Origin of the sequence: uncultured Porticoccus sp., assembly GCF_963975625.1 — a bacterium.
Classification (GTDB): domain Bacteria; phylum Pseudomonadota; class Gammaproteobacteria; order Pseudomonadales; family Porticoccaceae; genus Porticoccus.
The window spans coordinates 60,814-79,529 of record NZ_CAXBHS010000013.1 but is presented as its reverse complement, the minus strand read 5'-3'; the positions used below and the strand labels follow the sequence as shown (position 1 = coordinate 79,529).

Below are 18,716 nucleotides of genomic sequence, written 5' to 3'. Positions count from 1 at the left end.
TAATCACTTCCGTGTATGTTTGCGACTGACATCAATGATAGCGGTATCCGTCAACAGGTTACGGCCAACCAGAAAAGAAAACTCAAAGTCTTCACGATCAGAAAGGGTCACTTCAATATTTTCTTTAATTTCTCCCATGGTTATCCAGAGCTTCACCACATAACGACGTTCCGGTTCGCCGACCTTTCGTTTGATCAATACCGTGCGCGCCAGTTTTTGCTCCATATCAATAGGCTCACCTGTTTTAGGATCGGGAATGACAAACCGGACAAATCGAATACCATCCCGCTCTATCATCTGGATATTTTCCGCGTGGATGGAAGAGGTTTCAGCCCCGCTATCAACCCTGGCCTCCATCTTGATGCCGGGGGGGTCAACAAAAACATTTTCGATTTCCCCAATAATGGGCAGGTTCAACTCACCAGCAGTGGCGGGCACCGTCTTAACCACAATTTTTTCAACGACTTTTGGCTCGGGACACATAATCGCCGGCGCTTTGCAAACTGGACAGGGGGGCGGGGTGGGGCACACTGGCTCCGCAAGAGGCGAATCCGTTTTGGGCGGATCTTCGCCCACATTCGTCGTTGACTCAGTCTGTGGTTGCACCTGTGTGCAGCCTGCAAGAACCAGCAATCCAACCACACTGACAAATAACACAACTCTCACGGATACCACACTCCTTGAACAGACAAACCACTAAACGATACCCTGCAGGAATCATTTTTCCAGATATCGTTCATTTTTTCAGATGAGCGATGACCGCCAGAAAAATGGACTAACGGACAGTGACGCTATATCATTGCGCCCGCTCAGGTAACCTTACCCATATCAAAATTGTCGTACAGTATAGCGGTATCGTATCGACTAACCCAGAAGCGTAATGGGTCTACAATTCAGATAGTCAGTAACGCACCCGTAGCTCAGCTGGATAGAGCGCTGCCCTCCGGAGGCAGAGGTCAGAGGTTCGAATCCTCTCGGGTGCGCCATCCATACGAACATCCCGGCCCTGTGCCGGGATTTTTGTTTGGCACACCGGTAAGTGTTCGAACCGATAAGAGGTTCGACAACTTCCGTCAGGAAGTTGGACCAAGCCGCAGTGCGGCGCAGTCCCGCAGGGAGCAAAACGGCCACCAGCCGTTTTGAGTCAACCCTCTCGGGTGCGCCATTTTCTCCAAACCCTACACTTATTTCGGAAGTTTTCAGGTACTCAGACAGTCCCGCAAGATCAGTAATCTTTTTAACCTCTATCTGCTTGCCAGCGAGACACTCTCACCCATCGATTGCCTGTGGCACCTATCACGGTAGCGATAGCCGTTTTCTCTTTCCCTCACCACACACCCCTCTCCATACACTAAAAACCGAATCACCGCTTGCATTTTTCTATAAACCTATAGATTCTATAGGGCTATAGAACTACAGCCGGTTCCCGATGCAGACAACTGACAAACCTACAACCCGCTATACCCACCGACATGAACGGGCCGTGGCCGCCGCGGCAGCGATATTTGCCAACAAGGGTTATCATGGTGCCAGCACCCGGGACATCGCCGAAAAACTCGGTATTCAACAGGGCAGCCTCTACTACTATTTCAAATCGAAGGAAGCGGCGCTGGAAGAAGTCTGCCTGACGGCCCTGAGGGGCTACGTTTCAGATATCGAGTCGATTGCTCATCAACCCGGCGAAGTTGAGAGCAAGTTGAAAACCGCCATCGCCGCTCACCTGGCAACCTACGAACACAATAATGAAGCCATGAAGGTACACAATGAACAGCGTCTGTATCTCCCCAAAGAGCGTCGTAAACAGCTCAATATGCTGGGGTCACGCTATCGCCAACAACTTGAGGGGATTTTCTGTGAAGGGGTCTCAAGTGGTCAGTTGCGCGAGGATATCGACTGCCATTTCACGGCACTGTCACTGATCGGCCTGTGCAATTATTGGGGTGCACAATTACTGCGAAATCCCACCCTGAGGCCTGAGGACGTAACAGAAAATTGTGCCGATATACTATTGCACGGCTGCCTCGCCAGGAAAGCCGCAACCTCTGACATAGAGCCCCAAACTGATACCCAGGTCAATTAGGACACCCACCATGACTCAGCAAAAAGCAACCAATGTGCAATGGCACCATGGCGAAGTAACCCGCGATGATCGTTTTCAACTGATGGGACAGCGCGGCACCACACTCTGGTTTACCGGGCTGTCCGGCAGCGGCAAAAGCACCGTGGCCGTCGCCCTCGAGAGCCGGCTCTACGAGTTCGGCAAACTGGCCTACCGACTGGATGGCGACAATGTCCGACTGGGCATCAACAAGAATCTCGGCTTCAGCGCGGCGGACCGCACCGAAAATATTCGCCGCATCGGTGAAATTGCCAAACTGTTTGCCGATGCCGGTATTATCTCCCTATCCAGTTTTATCAGTCCCTACCGAGCCGATCGGGATGCCGTTCGACAGCTACACAAAGCAGCCGGATTGGACTTTATCGAGGTTTTTGTCGACTGCCCACTGCAGGAAGCGGAAAAACGCGACCCCAAAGGTCTTTACAAAAAGGCTCGCGCCGGTGAGATTAAAAACTTCACGGGTATTGACGACCCCTATGAAGCCCCGGAAAATCCCGAAATCCATTTGCAGACCGACCAGACAACTCTGGAAGAGGAAGTTGATACGATAATCAATTACCTGAAATCACACCAGTTCCTTGCCGGCATCTAGGCCTCGGACGACCCCACAAAAAAGCACTTGCCAAACTCGTTCAGCAATACGACAACAGGAGATAGTATTTTGATCAGGCCCCACGGCTCAGACACCTTGAACCCCCTCTTTGTTTACGATACAGAGCAACACCATCAACTGCTTAAGGAAGCCGAAGAACTGCCTTCACTGCTGTTGAACTCGGCGGCCGCTGCCAACGCCGTCATGCTCGGTGCCGGCTACTTCAATCCGCTGGAGGGTTACATGGGCCTGGCTGACGCCATGAGTGTGGCGGAAAAAATGCAGACTGTTGAGGGTCTGTTCTGGCCGGTACCGGTCATCAATCTGGCAAAAGATGTCAGTGCTATCAGAGGTGCCAAACGCATCGCCCTGCGCGACCCGAACACTGAAGGCAATCCAGTGATGGCGATCATGGAAGTCGATCAGATTGAAACCGTCTCGGATGAAGACATTGAAATCATGGCCGAACAGATTTTTGGCAATCTTGATCCGGACCACCCTGGCGTATCCACCTTCACCCATCTGGGTAACTATTTGATCTCGGGAAAACTGCAGGTACTGAGCTTCAGTTATTTTCAGAGTGATTTTCCCGACACCTTCCGCACCGCCGTGGAAATACGCAATGAGATCACCGAGCGTGGCTGGGAAAAAGTAATCGCTTTCCAGACCCGCAATCCGATGCACCGCGCTCACGAAGAACTCTGTCGTATGGCGATGGAACGCCTCGATGCCGACGGCGTGGTTATCCATATGCTGTTGGGACGACTGAAAAAAGGCGATATCCCGGCGCCGGTTCGCGATGCCTGTATCCGTACCATGGTAGAGCACTACTTTCCGAAAAATACTGTCATGGTCACTGGCTACGGTTTCGACATGCTCTATGCCGGCCCGCGCGAGGCCGTGCTGCATGCCCTGTTCCGCCAGAACATGGGGGCAACTCACCTGATCGTGGGCCGCGATCACGCGGGCGTCGGCGATTACTACGGGGCCTTCGATGCCCAGACCATCTTCGATGAAAAAGTACCGGACGATGCACTGGAGATCGAGATCTTCCGGGCGGATCACACCGCCTTCTCCTCCAAGCTGGGCCGAGTGGTAATGATGAATGAGGCGGAAGATCACCAGAAAGAGGACTTTATCCTGCTGTCCGGCACCAAAGTACGGCAAATGCTGGGAGACGGCATCGCGCCACCACCCGAGTTTTCCCGCCCTGAAGTCGCCAAAATATTGATGGATTACTACCAGTCCGAGCACCAATAAATAATACCTGTTAGTGAATAGCGGGGCGTGTCTACCCCGCTATATGCCATCCTCCAGACAAGGACTTTTCATGGCCGATTTTGATGTATTCAATGGTGATGCCGACGGTATCTGTGCGCTGACACAACTGCGGTTGGCAGAACCCCGCCAGAGCAACCTGATTACCGGGGTAAAACGCAACATCAGCCTGCTGAAAACTGTCACGGCCCGACCCGATGACCGGATCACCGTACTGGATATCTCAATGGACAAGAACCGTCCCGATCTGGAGCGGTTACTGGCGGTCGGGGCAACGGTATTTTACGTAGATCACCACTTTTCCGGCACTATTCCGGACACAGAAAAACTCACTGCTCTGATCAACGAAGCGCCCGATACCTGTACCAGTCTGCTGGTTAACCGGTATCTTGAGAATGCCTTCGCCGCCTGGGCGGTGGTCGGCGCATTTGGCGACAACCTCAATCAACAGGCACAGACGCTGGCCGACGCGGCATTACAGTACAGTGATACCGACCTCAGACAGCTGCAAAAGCTCGGCATTTATATCAACTATAACGGTTACGGTGCTTCCGTAGATGATTTACACATCCTGCCTGCCGAGCTCTTTCGACAGACCAGTCTTTATACAGACCCTCTGGATTTCGTCCGCCACGACAGTGAACACTTCGATAAACTGGAGAATGGCTACCACAACGATATGGCGGCGGCCGCAGACATTGCCGCCGAGAAAAAGTCAGACACCACCGCGGTATTCATTCTGCCGAACGAAGCCTGGGCCAGACGGGTCAGCGGTGTCTTCAGCAATCAACTGACCAATGATCATCCCGGCCGGGCCCATGCTGTTCTCACGGCAACCTCCCAGGGCGACTATTTGGTGAGCGTGCGGGCGCCACTGAACAACCGCCAGGGTGCTGCGGATTTATGCCGGCGCTTCCCCACCGGCGGCGGCCGTGCAGCTGCGGCAGGGATCAATAACCTGCCCGCCGGGATGCTGGCTGACTTTATCGATGCGTTCGAAGCCAGTTATGCCTGACCTCCACCCCGGCATTCGATTGGACCGGCCCGCTTCTCACTAGCGTCCAATTGCCTTCACCGATTAAACTGTTATTGGTCGTCACGCGACGACCCTGAGAATATCGATTAACCCCCGAGGAAGCACATGCTATCACTCGACTTCCTTGCCCTACCCTTAATGGCCGCAGCAGCACTGATTTTTGTGGCAGTGTTTGCCGGTATCATCTCATCGCGGGTCGGCTTTCCTTTTCTACTGGTTTTTCTCATTGTCGGTATGCTCAGTGGCGAGGACGGTATCGGTGGCATCAGTTTTGACAATTTTGCGCTGAGCTTCTGGGTTGGCAACATCGCCCTTGCCGTCATTCTGGTGGATGGTGGGCTGCGCACCGACTTTGCCACTTTTCGCACCGGACTCAAACCGTCCCTGATACTGGCGACACTGGGTGTATTGCTGTCTGCCGGCCTTACGGGTCTCGCCGCCATGTGGCTGCTGGGGCTCAGCTGGCCAATGGCCATGTTGCTGGGCGCGATCGTCGGCTCCACCGATGCCGCCGCCGTGTTTTCACTGCTCAAATCCTGCGGCGTGCGGCTCAACGAGCGGGTTGCCGCCACGCTGGAAATCGAGTCCGGCATGAATGACCCAATGGCGGTCTACCTAACCCTGACGTTTATCAGTATCGCCCTGATTTATAACGCCGGCGAGGCGCTGGCTTTCGATGGCTGGACCACCCTGCTCAGCCTGACCACGCAGTTTGGTATAGGCGGGTTGATCGGCTACCTGGCCGGCATCGCCATGGCCAGTGCCGTCAACCGCATTCGGGGTATGCTGGACAGTGGCGCCGGCATACTCGCCCTGCTATTAATGTCAGCCGGTATCGGCGTGTTTGCCTTTGCAACCTGGGTGGGTGGTTCGGGATTTCTCGCAATCTATCTGTTCGGCCTGATGGTGGGCAATCGGGCCCGCCGGAGCGTCCGCCAGGCCCTGTCAGCAATGGATGGTTTTGCCTGGCTGTCCCAGGCCCTGATGTTCCTGCTGCTGGGCTTGCTGGTTACTCCCAGCGAAGTGGCAGACGAACTGCTTCCGGCACTGGGTATCGCGCTGTTACTGATCCTGGTTGCGCGTCCGCTGGCCGTGTCGCTGTGCCTGCTGCCATTTCACTTCACACGCCGGGAAACATTTTTTATTGCCTGGGTAGGTCTGCGCGGTGCAGTGCCGGTCGTGTTGGCTATTTTTCCCATGATGGTGGACCTGGAGGGGGCAAAAACCCTTTTCAATGTGGCTTTTGTGGTCGTGGTGACCTCCCTGCTATTGCAGGGTGGCAGCCTCGCCTGGGTGGCGCGACGACTGGGACTGGTTCTACCGGAAAAGGATGACAGAAAAAACTTCCGCAGGGTATTTGGGGATTTTGTGCTGGATGGCAGAATTCCCCTGGGGGAAATCTGTCAGTTCTATGACTTGCCGGAACCATCGGATGCCGACCAGAATCTTGGCAGTTGGATTGCCGGACAATTGCGTCGACCACCCATTATCGGCGACAAGGTGAACATTGGCACGGCTATCTTCGTGGTGCGACAACTCGATAATCGCGAGATCACAGTAGTTGGTATGAAGTTGCCGTCCTAGCTATCCAGCCTGTTGCCGAAATGAAAGGGTTGATGGCGGGGACAACTGTTTTTAACAGGAATACTTTTCCCGCCAACTTCAGACCTGCTCAATTTCCACCAGCGTACCGCAGAAATCCTTGGGATGAAGAAACAGCACCGGCTTGCCATGGGCGCCGATTTTCGGCTCGCCGTTGCCCAGTACCCGGGCACCCGCCGCGACCAGTTTGTCGCGGGCAGTAATAATATCATCCACCTCGTAACACAGGTGGTGCATACCACCATCCACATTGCGCTCAAGGAATTTCGCCACGGGCGAATTTTCCCCGAGGGGTAACAATAATTCGATCTTGGTATTCGGCAATTCCACAAAGGCGACCCGGACACCGTGTTCGGGCAGATCAATGGGTTCGGAGACGGTTGCGCCCAGCGCATCCCGATAGGTGGTCATTGCCCTGTCGAGATCAGGGACCACAATAGCGACATGATTCAGTTTGCCAATCATAGGGTTACCTTTTGCGTCCGGTTACATTCAAAAATAGGTGACGGCACTAGCCAAGAAAGGCTTCCACCAGTTGTTTTGCCGCCACAGTGGCCGGGATTCGGCCGGCCGTCACATCAGCTTCCAGCTGATCCACCAGGGCTTTTACCACCTCATTTTCTTTCAGTTCGCCCAGCAGACTGTCGGCTGTTTCGCTCCACATCCAGGCCCGAGCCTGCGCAGCGCGGCGGGACTCGATTTCGCCCGCATCGCCCAGCACCTGCCGATATTCTTCAACGGTCTGCCATATTTTCTGCACACCTTCTCCCTGCAGCGCCGAAAGCGGTTCAACCTGAACCTGCCAATGTCGACTGCGGGGGTGCAGGAAGTGAACTGCCATGCGATAGTCCGCTACAGTCCGGTTGGCGGCCGCCTGCTGGTCGCCATCCGCCTTGTTCACCAGAATCAAATCCGCCAGCTCCATAATACCGCGCTTGATACCCTGCAGCTCATCACCGCCACCGGGCAGCAGCAGCAGTAAAAACATGTCGGTCATCTGTGCCACGGCGGTTTCCGACTGACCCACACCCACGGTTTCCACAATGATCACATCAAATCCCGCCGCTTCACAGAGCAACAGGGTTTCGCGGGTACGGCGGGTTACTCCGCCCAAAGTTTGTCCAGCTGGGGAGGGCCGAATATAGGCATCGGGGTGGCGGGCGAGGGTTTCCATACGGGTTTTATCCCCCAGAATCGAGCCGCCACTGAGTGCTGAGGTGGGATCTACCGCCAGCACGGCCAACCGATGCCCCTGGCTGATCACATGATTGCCAAAGGACTCAATAAACGTCGATTTGCCCACGCCGGGCACGCCGGAAATACCAAGCCGAATTGAGATGCCCGTGTAGGGCATGATCAGCTCAAGCAAACGGGCAGCCGCCTCCCGGTGATCTGCACGGGTCGATTCGACCAGTGTAATTCCCTTGGCAAGGGCACGGCGATCGCCGCTGCGGATACCCTCGGCAAGCTCCTGTGGATTAATCTGCAATGACCATCTCCAAGCTCGTCAGACCAGCGTCCATTTTACCCGGCCAATACAGGCTGCCAACCCGGTTGCGGGCAGAGAGCGGTGATTACTCAAATTCAATAATCGGTTGGTCTACCTTGAGGCTGTCACCGGCCGCTGCAGAAACAGTTTTCACCACCCCGTCGGATATTGCTCTCAAGCTGTTTTCCATTTTCATGGCCTCAACAACAGCCACTTCCTCACCGGCCTTCACCTGATCACCTTCCTTCACATTCAGTTTCACCAGTAAACCGGGCATGGGGGACAGCAGGAATTTGGACAAGTCAGCGGGTTCTTTGACCAGCATATGCTGACTCAATTCGGCAGTGCGCGGGGTAACCACGTAGGCGTGCTTTTCTGCACCGCGATGAAACATTCTGAACAGCCAACCATCGCGATCCACCTGTATGCACACGGTCTGCCCGTTGATAACTGCCTTGAACAGCGGCTCACCGAGCTTCCAGTCCGTCTCCACCCGATATTCATCGCCATCCATGGTCGCCACGATCGGCTCCACAGAAGTATCCACCGAAATGGGATAGCGAGCATCATCCCCCTCCATCATCACTACCCAATCGTTGGAGGGGCAGTATTCCAGGCTGGGTAACTGGCCGGTAATCAGGGCGCTGCGATCGCGGAATTTCTTATTGATCACGGCGGCGGCCACCACGCAGAGCGCGGGATCCTCCTGGGGTACCAGATCGGGGCTGAAGCCCTCGGGGTATTCCTCGGCAATAAAATTGGTGGTCAATTTACCGGCCACAAAACGCGGGTGAACCATCAGCGCATTGAGGAAGCTGATATTGTGATTAACGCCCCGGATATAATAGGCGTCCAGTGCTTCCACCATCCGTTGAGTGGCCTCCTTGCGGTCTGTACCGTAAGTAATCAGCTTGGCGATCATCGGATCGTAAAACATCGAGACTTCGCCACCCTCGAAAACACCGGTATCCACTCGAACACCCTCGCCCGTTGGTGGGCGGTAGCGAATCAGCCTACCCACAGAGGGCATAAAATTGCGGAACGGATCCTCGGCATACACGCGGGTTTCAATCGCCCAGCCAGTCAGTGTTACATCCTCCTGAGCCAGCGGCAGTTTTTCACCGGCGGCGACGCGAATCATCAGTTCCACCAAATCCTGACCGGTGACCAGCTCTGTCACCGGATGTTCCACCTGCAGGCGGGTATTCATTTCCAGGAAGTAAAAGTTCATCTCGGCATCGGCGATAAACTCCACCGTACCGGCCGACTTGTAGTCCACCGCTTTGGCCAACGCTATGGCCTGTTCACCCATTTTGCGCCGCACTTCCGGGGTCAGGAAGGGCGACGGGGCCTCTTCAATGACTTTCTGGTGGCGGCGCTGGATGGAGCATTCACGCTCGCCCAGGTAGATGGTGTTGCCGTAGCTGTCGGCCATCACCTGGATTTCGATGTGCCGTGGCTCCTGAATAAACTTTTCAATAAAAACACGGTCGTCGCCAAAGCTGGATCGGGCTTCGTTGGTGGCGCGCTCAAAACCGTCGCGACATTCTTCATCGTTCCAGGCCACACGCATGCCTTTGCCGCCACCACCGGCAGAGGCCTTGAGCATCACCGGATAGCCGATGTCATTGGAAATCTCCACTGCCTGCTCGGCATCCTTCACCACATCGGTATAACCGGGAATCGTACTGACGCCTGCTTCGGCGGCAATCCGCTTGGAGGTGATCTTGTCACCCATGGATTCAATCGCCCTCACCCCGGGCCCGATGAAGGCAATACCCGCAGCATCTAGCGCCTGACAAAACAGTTTGTTTTCCGAGAGAAAACCGTAACCGGGGTGCACGGCATCAGCACCGGTCTGCTGACAGGCAGCAATAATTTTATCAATCACCAGATAGCTTTCAGCGGAAGCTGAGGGACCGATGTGAACGGCTTCATCTGCCAGAGCCACATGCAGGGCATCCCGGTCTGCATCGGAGTAAACGGCAACTGTTCCGATACCCATTGCCTTGGCCGTACGGAACACTCGACAGGCGATTTCACCTCTATTAGCAACAAGAATTTTTTTAAACATTACTGTCTCTTCTTTATTGTCTGCCTACAGATTGCAGGCGTTTTCCTGATTTTGTAACTACAGGCCCTGGCACAATCCCCACTTACAACGGAATATTGCCGTGCTTCCGCCAGGGATTCTCCAGTTGCTTGTCGCGCAACATGGAAAGCGATCTAGCCACCCGCTTGCGAGTCAGACTGGGCAAGATCACATCATCGATAAACCCGCGTTTACCAGCGATGAAAGGATTGGCAAATTTCTCCCGGTATTCCTGCTCACGGGCAGCAATTTTTTCCTGGTTGCCGATATCCTTGCGGAAAATAATCTCCACGGCGCCTTTTGGCCCCATCACTGCGATTTCCGCCGTTGGCCAGGCGAGATTGACATCACCGCGCAGATGTTTCGACGACATCACATCGTAGGCACCACCATAGGCCTTGCGAGTGATCACGGTCACTTTGGGGACGGTACATTCCGCATAGGCGTATAACAACTTGGCACCGTGCTTGATGATGCCGCCGTATTCCTGTGTCGTACCGGGCATAAAGCCGGGCACATCGACGAACGTCAGCACCGGGATATTGAAGGCATCACAGAAACGGATAAAGCGGGCACCCTTTTTCGATGCATCAATATCCAGACAACCGGCCAGCACCATCGGCTGGTTGGCAACCACACCCACGGTAGACCCTTCGATGCGGATAAAACCAATCACCAGGTTGGCTGCATAGTCGGGCTGCAACTCAAAAAAGTCACCCTCGTCCGCCACTTTTACAATCAACTCTTTCATGTCGTAGGGCTGATTCGGATCATCGGGAATCAGCGTATCCAGCGATGCTTCGGCTCGATCTGCCGGGTCTTCCGTTGGCCAGACAGGTGGTTTCTCCTGATTGTTGGCTGGCAGGAATGTGATGAAACGGCGCAACTTGACCAGGGCCTCGACATCATTTTCAAATGCCAGGTCCGCCACACCGGATTTGGACGAATGGGTGACTGCCCCTCCGAGCTGCTCCGCGGTGACCGTCTCATGGGTCACGGTTTTCACCACCTCGGGACCGGTCACAAACATATAGGAACTGTCTTTCACCATGAAAATAAAGTCTGTGATGGCGGGGGAATACACCGCCCCACCCGCACAAGGGCCCATGATCATGGAAATTTGTGGAATGACACCGGACGCCATAACATTGCGTTGAAACACGTCGGCATAGCCACCCAGGGAGGCCACACCCTCCTGAATACGTGCACCACCGGAATCATTCAGCCCTATAACCGGCGCACCCACTTTCATGGCGTGGTCCATCAGCTTACAGATTTTTTCTGCATGGGTTTCCGACAGGGAACCACCAAACACCGTGAAGTCCTGGCTAAAGACAAACACCAGCCGACCATTGACGGTACCGTAGCCAATGACCACGCCGTCGCCGGGAATATGCTCCTGCTCCATGCCAAAATCGGTACAGCGGTGCTCGACAAACATGTCCCACTCCTCAAATGAGCCGGGATCCAGTAGCAAGTCAATACGCTCACGAGCGGTCAGTTTACCTTTGCTATGCTGAGCATCGATACGCTTCTGCCCACCGCCCATGCGGGCTTTTTCACGCATGGTTTCCAACTGTTCCATAATTTCGTACATAGGGTTCTCCCAATCCTGGCTACCGAACCACAAGCCGGCAACACGTCATTCTGTTGTTCTAATAATGTACACACGCCTGCCAGATGTCTGGCCTGGCGATGGTCCTTTCAAAAAAGGACCTTATTGTTCACTCAGCAGCGCAATCACCTCGGCAGCCGCTTGGGGAATATTGGTACCCGGCCCATAAATAGCGGCCACTCCCGCATCAAAAAGCTCCTGGTAATCCTGGGTCGGGATAACACCGCCACAAACCACCTTGATATCGCTGCCACCCTCGGCGCGCAGTGCAGCAATCAACTGGGGCACCAGGGTTTTATGGCCAGCGGCCTGGGAAGACACCCCCACCACATGGACGTCATTTTCGATCGCCATGCGGGCCGCCTCTTCCGGGGTTTGAAACATCGGGCTGATATCCACATCAAAACCGATGTCGGCAAAAGCCGTGGCAATGACCTTGGCACCACGATCGTGACCATCCTGCCCCATTTTTGCCACCAACATCCTGGGACGGCGACCAGCCCGTTCGGCAAAGGCCGAGACGCTCGCCTGAATGGCAGCAAAGGCCTCATCACCTTCATAGGCTGAACCGTAAACGCCGCTGATGGTACGGGTTATCGCCTTGTGGCGACCCCAGATTTTTTCCAGTGCAAATGAGATTTCTCCCACAGTGGCCCTGGCCCTGGCGGCATCTACTGCCAGTTCCAGCAGGTTGCCCTCCCCCGACTCCGCCGCTGCGGTGAGAGCATCCAGCGCCTGCTGGCAGGCATTGTTGTCGCGATTGTCACGCAGAGCCTGCAATCTCTCTACCTGTGATTCGCGTACAGCACTGTTATCAATATTGAGGATATCCACCGGGGATTCCTCGGCCTGCTGGTACTTATTGACACCGACAATGACCTCTTCCCCGCGGTCAATTCTGGCCTGCCGCTCTGCCGCCGCCTGCTCAATGCGGAGTTTCGGCATACCGGACTCCACCGCCTTGGTCATACCACCCATTTCCTCCACTTCCTCAATCAGGATGCGGGCTTCCTTGACGAGCTGGTCAGTGAGGCTCTCCACGTAGTAGGAACCGGCCAGCGGGTCCACCACGTTAGTGATGCCGGTTTCCTCCTGAATCACCAATTGCGTATTGCGGGCAATTCGAGCTGAGAACTCGGTTGGCAATGCCAAAGCCTCGTCCAGTGCGTTGGTGTGCAGGGATTGGGTACCGCCCAGTACGGCGGACATGGCTTCGATCGTGGTTCGAATAACGTTGTTATATGGGTCCTTGCTGGTCAGGCTGACACCGGATGTCTGGCAGTGGGTGCGCAGCATCAGCGATTTGTTGTCCCGGGGGTCGAATTTCTCCTTCATCAGCGTCGCCCAGAGAATCCGCGCAGCCCGCAGCTTGGCAATTTCCATAAAGAAATTCATACCGATGGCAAAGAAGAACGACAGGCGTGGTGCAAATTTATCAACGTCCAGACCGCTGGCAATTGCAGTGCGCACGTACTCGATACCATCGGCGATGGTATAGGCCAGCTCCTGCACATTGGTGGCTCCGGCTTCCTGCATGTGATAACCGGAAATGGAAATGGAGTTGAATCTGGGCATGTGCTGGGCGGTATAGCCAATAATATCGGAGACAATCCGCATTGAGGGCGCCGGTGGATAGATATAGGTATTGCGCACCATGAATTCCTTGAGAATGTCATTCTGCAGGGTTCCCGCCAGCTTGTCCGGGGTCACACCCTGCTCTTCGGCTGCGACAATGTAATTGGCCATGACCGGCAGTACGGCACCATTCATGGTCATGGATACCGAAACCTGATCGAGCGGAATGCTGTCAAACAGCACCTTCATATCCTCAACCGAATCGATGGCGACTCCGGCCTTGCCCACATCCCCCACGACCCGTTCATGATCCGAGTCGTAACCGCGGTGAGTGGGCAGATCGAACGCCACTGACAGACCCTGTTGTCCGGCCGCCAGATTTCGACGATAAAAGGCATTGGACGCCTCAGCGGTGGAGAACCCGGCGTACTGCCGTACGGTCCATGGACGCCCTGCATACATGGTGGCCTTGGGACCCCGTTTGAACGGTGAGAACCCGGGCAAGTTGTCCAAATGCGCCAAGTCCGCCAGGTCCTCGGCAGTGTAGAGCGGTTTTACCGCAATACCTTCTGGGGTATTCCAGACAAGATCCTCGGGTGTTTTACCCTTGGTCTCCTTGGCCGCAAGGGCAGCCCATTCACGGTATGAAGGTTTGGCGCTATCGGTCATCGAACACTACCTCTAATCAACTCAATCCCGCGCAAATTGCGCTCTGCTGTTATCTGTACTTTCAATATAGCGGGTATATAGCGTTGGCGTTACCCTTGTGGTCACCATCAGCTGCAGGCAATAACAGGATTTCCAATGTGGGCGCACTATGGCGGAGCAGCCCAGTTGAAACAAGGGCAAATTTATTCGCCAAAACTCACCGATTATTTCAGATAATTGTGCTTTGAAACCATTTCATAGCTACAATAGTACATAAACTCACATTTCATAGCAGGCCGCCCTTATCGCCACCATCTCGCACCACCATGTTGTGACCTGCCTGCACGGCATTCTTGAACGCCAGCAAAATGAGCAGGTATTGCTGGCAAGGGCCGGGATTAACCCTGCCAGTGTGCAAAATTCAAAAGACCGGGTACACACCGACCAGGTGGCCCGCCTGTTTCGACTGGTACAGCAAGCACTGGACGACGAGTTCATGGGTTTCACTTCTCAGGCCTGCAAATACGGCATCTTTGCCACCGCCTGCGATTTGGTCAGGTACTGCCGCACCCTGGGGGAACTGCTGGAAAAAGTGGTCGAATTCTATAACCTGATCACCGACGCGATGGTCATGACATTGGACATTCAGGACAGCTCAGCGCGTTTCAGTGTCGCCCTGCAACAGCCCGAGTTGGATGTCGGGCATTTCATCACCGAGTTCCAGATGGTGATCTGGCACCGTTTTCCGAGCTGGTTTATCGGCGAGGCCATCCGTCTCAGGGCAACGCATTTCATTCACCCCGCACCTGATCACAAAAACGAGCTGCGTGTGATGTTTCCGGGTCAGCTATTGTTTGAGCAGTCCAGCAACAGCCTTTATTTCGATGCACAATATCTGGACAAGCCCCTGGTTCGAACCAGCCGCGAACTGGATGCGTTTCTTGCCGTTCACCCCGCCGACATCATGACGATCCCGGGCGAAGACAACAGCCTCGAGGCACAGATAGAACGGGTCTTTCTGAAAAACAGTCACGGGCGCCCCACTTTTCCAAAAGCGGAAGCCCTGGCCGAACAGCTGCGTATAAGTCCACTCACCCTCTACCGAAGGCTGCTGCAGGAAGGCACCAGTTATCAGAAAATCAAGGACAATATTCGCCGGGAGATAGCGATCGACAAGCTGGTGAATAAGCAACTGTCTGTGGACGAGGTGTCGGAACTGGTCGGTTTTGAGGAACCGCGCTCTTTCACGCGCGCCTTCAAGCAGTGGACCGGCCTGAGCCCGAGAAATTACTGTAAATACCACCGGGGTGGCCTGCCGAGTTAGATTTCCAAGCCGCCACCCACCACCAGTGTTTGACCACTGATGTAATTGGATTCCGGTATGCAGAGCAGGTATACCGCATCGGCGGCCTCTTTTGCAGTACCGGTGCGACCCAATGGAACCAGCGTCTTGAGCAGCGAAGTCATCTGTTCACTGACACCGACCCGAATGTCTTTACCCGCTATGTTAATGGTCGGATTCTCGCTGGCGGGACTGGTGAGCCGGGTCTCGATAAATCCGAAAGCCACCGCATTGACATTCACATTGTAGCGCCCCCACTCCTTGCACAGGGTTTTGGTCATACCGACCACGCCCGCCTTGGCCGCCGAGTAGGCCAGCTGCCCAGCATTGCCGCCCAGCCCGGAGATCGAAGACACATTGACAATCTTGCGATGAACATGCTCGCCCCCCTCCACCTCCAGCGTATGGAAGGCTTTGATGAAGGGCTGGGCTGCCTTGAGGATACGGTAGGGGGCCGTCATATGCACATCCAGCATGGCATACCACTGCTCGTCATCAATTTTCTGAATCACATTGTCCCAAGTGTACCCGGCATTGTTGATGATGATGTCCAGGTCATCAAACGCATCCACCGCTGCTTTCACAAACCGCACACCAAAGTCTTCGGCGGTAACACTGCCGGGACAGACTACCGCTTCGGAGCCCAACCCCTGAATGTCACTGACCAACTTTTCAAGCGGTTCAGCATCCAGATCATTGATCACCAGCCGGGCACCTTCACTGGCCAGCTTCAATGCTATTTCACGACCTATGCCGCGACCGGCACCGGTTACCAGCGCCACTTTTCCCGCCAACTTTTTCATCGCCGTACTTCCACTTCAACGCTGATCAAATAAACCAGCTGACCCGTGACAGTGTACCGCCCCCTCTCTTTACGAGCATTGGCGTTACACAGTACTCTGAATAGACGTCTACACTGTCCAATGATTTGCCGGAAAAAGCATAGCGATTCACCCTGAGCACTACAACTCAGATCGCACCGGCACCGCTGATCCAAACAGGTTTCGTCTATGACACTACAACTCAATGATGCTTCTTTGCTGAAATACCAGGCCTATATCGACGGGCACTGGGTGTCCGCCGACAACGGCAAGACCCTGACGGTGACCAACCCCGTCGACGATTCCCCACTGGCCGAGGTGGCCAGCTGTGGCACCGAGGAAACCCGCCGGATGATCGAGGCCGCCAACCGCGCCCAGCCAGGTTGGGCGGCGGCGACAGCCAAACAGCGTGCGACCCTGTTGCGCGACTGGTATAACCTGATCATTGACCACCAGGAAGACCTGGCCAGAATTCTCACCGCCGAGCAGGGCAAACCCCTCGCCGAGGCCCGCGGCGAAATCCTCTATGGCGCCAGCTATCTCGAGTGGTTTGCTGAAGAGGCGAAACGCCTCTACGGCGATCTGATTCCGGCACCCGCCAGCGACAAGCGGCTAATGGTATTAAAGCAGCCGGTCGGCGTGGTGGCCTGTATTACTCCGTGGAATTTCCCCTGTGCCATGCTGGCCCGCAAAATTGCACCGGCCATAGCGGCTGGCTGCGCCGTGGTATGCAAGCCCGCCAGTGCCACCCCGCTGTCGGCACTGGCACTGGTGGCACTGGCCGAACGGGCCGGGGCTCCGGCAGGATTGATCAATATCGCTGCAGGCGATAGCAAAACCATCGGTGCAGAGCTCACCCGCAACCCGCTGGTTCGAAAACTTACCTTCACCGGGTCTACGGCGGTGGGCAAACAGTTAATGGCCGACTGTACCGATACCGTCAAACGCACCTCCATGGAATTGGGTGGCAACGCCCCGTTCATTGTGTTTGACGATGCTGATCTGGACGCGGCCGTGGCCGGTGCGCTAGCCGCCAAGTATCGCAATGCCGGACAAACCTGTATCTGTGCCAACCGATTGCTGGTTCAGGCGGGCATTTACGATCGTTTTGCAGAAAAGTTTACCCATGCGGTGACCGAACTGAATATGGGCTGCGGCACAGCAGACGATGTCGACCTCGGCCCGCTGATCAGCAGCCAGGCCGCTGATGACGTATATGATCTGATCGAGGATGCCACGCATAAAGGAGCCAATGTACTGACCGGCGGTAACCGGGGAACCGGGAGCTTCATTCAACCCACGGTATTGAGCAATGCCACAACTGATATGCGAGTGTTCACGGAAGAAATTTTCGGACCGGTCGCACCACTGTTCAGGTTCGAGACCGAAGCCGAGGCGATTCAGTTGGCCAATGATACAGAATTTGGTCTCGCTGCCTATTTCTACTCCCGGGACCTTAGCCGGATCTGGCGAGTGGCAGAACAGCTGGAATATGGCATTGTAGGGATTAATGAAGGTCTTGTTTCAAACGAAATGGCACCTTTTGGCGGTATCAAATACTCCGGTCAGGGTCGGGAGGGATCCCGCTACGGCCTCGATGATTACCTTGAACTGAAGTACCTCTGTCTGGGTGGTATCGATGCTTAATTCGGGCTCGCCATATGGGTCAGCAGTCACCTGCAGACCAATGCCCATGACCGGGAGCCCCGGCTCATGAAACTGAACTATGACAATCAGGGCAGCGGGCAACCGGTAGTGCTGATGCACGGGATGTTCGGTTCGCTGAGCAACCTCGGTGGGGTGGGCAGGGCTTTGGCCGATCGGTATCAGGTGATAGCCGTCGATATGCGCAACCACGGCGAGTCACCCCACAGTATGACCATGGATTATCCCGCCATGGCAGCAGATATTGTGGAACTGCTGGACGATTTGGCGTTCCCCCAAGCGCATTTGCTGGGTCACTCAATGGGCGGCAAAGTGGCCATGCAAGTGGCACTGAACCAGCCGGACCGCGTTGCCAGCCTGATCGCCGCGGACATTGCCCCTGTCACTTACGAGCCGGACCGACATGGAGGAGTACTGGCTGGACTCACCGCACTGGCCGAAGCCAGACCAGTCAGCCGTCAGCAGGCCGATCAGCTATTGGCCCGGCACGTCAGTGAACCGGGTGTTCGCGCATTCCTGCTGAAAAATCTGCGTCGGGCTGAGGATGGACGTTTTGATCTGCTACTGTACCTGGATGGTATTCTCACCAACTATCACGAAACCCTGACCCTGGCTCCCACCGGGACACCCTTCAAGGGACCGACCCTGTTCATCAAGGGCGCCGATTCCGCTTACATCCAAGAAAAACACAGGGCTGAAATACTGCGATTATTTCCCCACGCCCAGCTCAAGGTGGTGGATAATAGTGGTCACTGGTTGCATGCTGAGAAACCCGCCACTTTTAATAAAATCGTGATGGATTTTCTGGCGGAAGAAACCGGGAACTGACCCAACAGGCCAGC

Annotated in this window: 15 protein-coding genes and 1 tRNA gene; 9 read left to right on the top strand and 7 right to left on the bottom strand. The window is 55.1% G+C overall.

What is annotated here, in order from left to right:
* Positions 1-3: 3 nt before the first annotated feature.
* Complete coding sequence (locus tag AACZ64_RS11905) at positions 4-666, bottom strand: ATP-dependent zinc protease (protein ID WP_293615427.1); 663 nt, start codon at positions 664-666, stop codon at positions 4-6.
* A 243-nt stretch (positions 667-909) separates the two neighbouring features.
* Here AACZ64_RS11905 and AACZ64_RS11900 point away from each other — a divergent pair.
* The 6 genes from AACZ64_RS11900 to AACZ64_RS11875 all read left to right on the top strand — a co-directional run bounded on the left by AACZ64_RS11900 (position 910) and on the right by AACZ64_RS11875 (position 6,609).
* Positions 910-986, top strand: a tRNA-Arg gene (locus AACZ64_RS11900).
* Between the two features lie 443 nt (positions 987-1,429).
* A complete protein-coding gene (locus tag AACZ64_RS11895) occupies positions 1,430-2,080 on the top strand; it encodes a TetR/AcrR family transcriptional regulator (protein WP_293615428.1) in 651 nt (216 codons plus the stop codon).
* Between the two features lie 10 nt (positions 2,081-2,090).
* Positions 2,091-2,711 (top strand): adenylyl-sulfate kinase, encoded by a 621-nt coding sequence (gene cysC / locus AACZ64_RS11890; protein ID WP_293615429.1) that lies wholly within the window; start codon positions 2,091-2,093, stop codon positions 2,709-2,711.
* A gap of 69 nt (positions 2,712-2,780) precedes the next feature.
* Complete coding sequence (gene sat, locus AACZ64_RS11885) at positions 2,781-3,971, top strand: sulfate adenylyltransferase (protein ID WP_293615430.1); 1,191 nt, start codon at positions 2,781-2,783, stop codon at positions 3,969-3,971.
* A 70-nt stretch (positions 3,972-4,041) separates the two neighbouring features.
* Positions 4,042-5,004 (top strand): DHH family phosphoesterase, encoded by a 963-nt coding sequence (locus tag AACZ64_RS11880; RefSeq protein ID WP_293615431.1) that lies wholly within the window; start codon positions 4,042-4,044, stop codon positions 5,002-5,004.
* 126 nt (positions 5,005-5,130) lie between these two features.
* On the top strand, positions 5,131-6,609 hold the full coding sequence (locus tag AACZ64_RS11875) for a potassium/proton antiporter (protein WP_293615432.1): 1,479 nt from the start codon (positions 5,131-5,133) through the stop codon (positions 6,607-6,609).
* 78 nt (positions 6,610-6,687) lie between these two features.
* Here AACZ64_RS11875 and mce read toward each other — a convergent pair whose 3' ends face one another.
* The 5 genes from mce to scpA form a co-directional block, all read right to left on the bottom strand.
* Positions 6,688-7,092 (bottom strand): methylmalonyl-CoA epimerase, encoded by a 405-nt coding sequence (gene mce / locus AACZ64_RS11870; protein ID WP_293615433.1) that lies wholly within the window; start codon positions 7,090-7,092, stop codon positions 6,688-6,690.
* Positions 7,093-7,138: 46 nt separating this feature from the next.
* Positions 7,139-8,116, bottom strand: coding sequence for a methylmalonyl Co-A mutase-associated GTPase MeaB (gene meaB, locus AACZ64_RS11865; protein WP_293615434.1), 978 nt, complete (start codon positions 8,114-8,116; stop codon positions 7,139-7,141).
* Between the two features lie 85 nt (positions 8,117-8,201).
* The gene (locus AACZ64_RS11860; RefSeq protein WP_293615435.1) at positions 8,202-10,190 is read right to left on the bottom strand and encodes an acetyl/propionyl/methylcrotonyl-CoA carboxylase subunit alpha; all 1,989 of its coding nucleotides are present in this window, start codon (positions 10,188-10,190) and stop codon (positions 8,202-8,204) included.
* Positions 10,191-10,272: 82 nt separating this feature from the next.
* The gene (locus AACZ64_RS11855) at positions 10,273-11,805 is read right to left on the bottom strand and encodes an acyl-CoA carboxylase subunit beta (RefSeq protein WP_293615436.1); all 1,533 of its coding nucleotides are present in this window, start codon (positions 11,803-11,805) and stop codon (positions 10,273-10,275) included.
* Between the two features lie 120 nt (positions 11,806-11,925).
* Positions 11,926-14,067, bottom strand: coding sequence for a methylmalonyl-CoA mutase (gene scpA / locus AACZ64_RS11850; RefSeq protein ID WP_293615437.1), 2,142 nt, complete (start codon positions 14,065-14,067; stop codon positions 11,926-11,928).
* Positions 14,068-14,377: 310 nt separating this feature from the next.
* On the opposite strand from scpA, the gene AACZ64_RS11845 reads away from it, so the two are divergent.
* Positions 14,378-15,370 carry an AraC family transcriptional regulator gene (locus AACZ64_RS11845; RefSeq protein WP_293615438.1) on the top strand — a complete coding sequence of 331 codons (993 nt, stop codon included), beginning with the start codon at positions 14,378-14,380 and terminating at the stop codon, positions 15,368-15,370.
* Here the strand turns inward: AACZ64_RS11845 and AACZ64_RS11840 are convergent.
* On the bottom strand, positions 15,367-16,191 hold the full coding sequence (locus AACZ64_RS11840; protein ID WP_293615439.1) for an SDR family NAD(P)-dependent oxidoreductase: 825 nt from the start codon (positions 16,189-16,191) through the stop codon (positions 15,367-15,369). The genes AACZ64_RS11845 and AACZ64_RS11840 overlap by 4 nt on opposite strands.
* Positions 16,192-16,398: 207 nt before the next feature.
* On the opposite strand from AACZ64_RS11840, the gene AACZ64_RS11835 reads away from it, so the two are divergent.
* The gene (locus AACZ64_RS11835; RefSeq protein ID WP_293615440.1) at positions 16,399-17,856 is read left to right on the top strand and encodes an NAD-dependent succinate-semialdehyde dehydrogenase; all 1,458 of its coding nucleotides are present in this window, start codon (positions 16,399-16,401) and stop codon (positions 17,854-17,856) included.
* 66 nt (positions 17,857-17,922) lie between these two features.
* Positions 17,923-18,702 (top strand): alpha/beta fold hydrolase, encoded by a 780-nt coding sequence (locus AACZ64_RS11830; RefSeq protein ID WP_293615441.1) that lies wholly within the window; start codon positions 17,923-17,925, stop codon positions 18,700-18,702.
* The last annotated feature ends 14 nt before the right edge of the window (positions 18,703-18,716 follow it).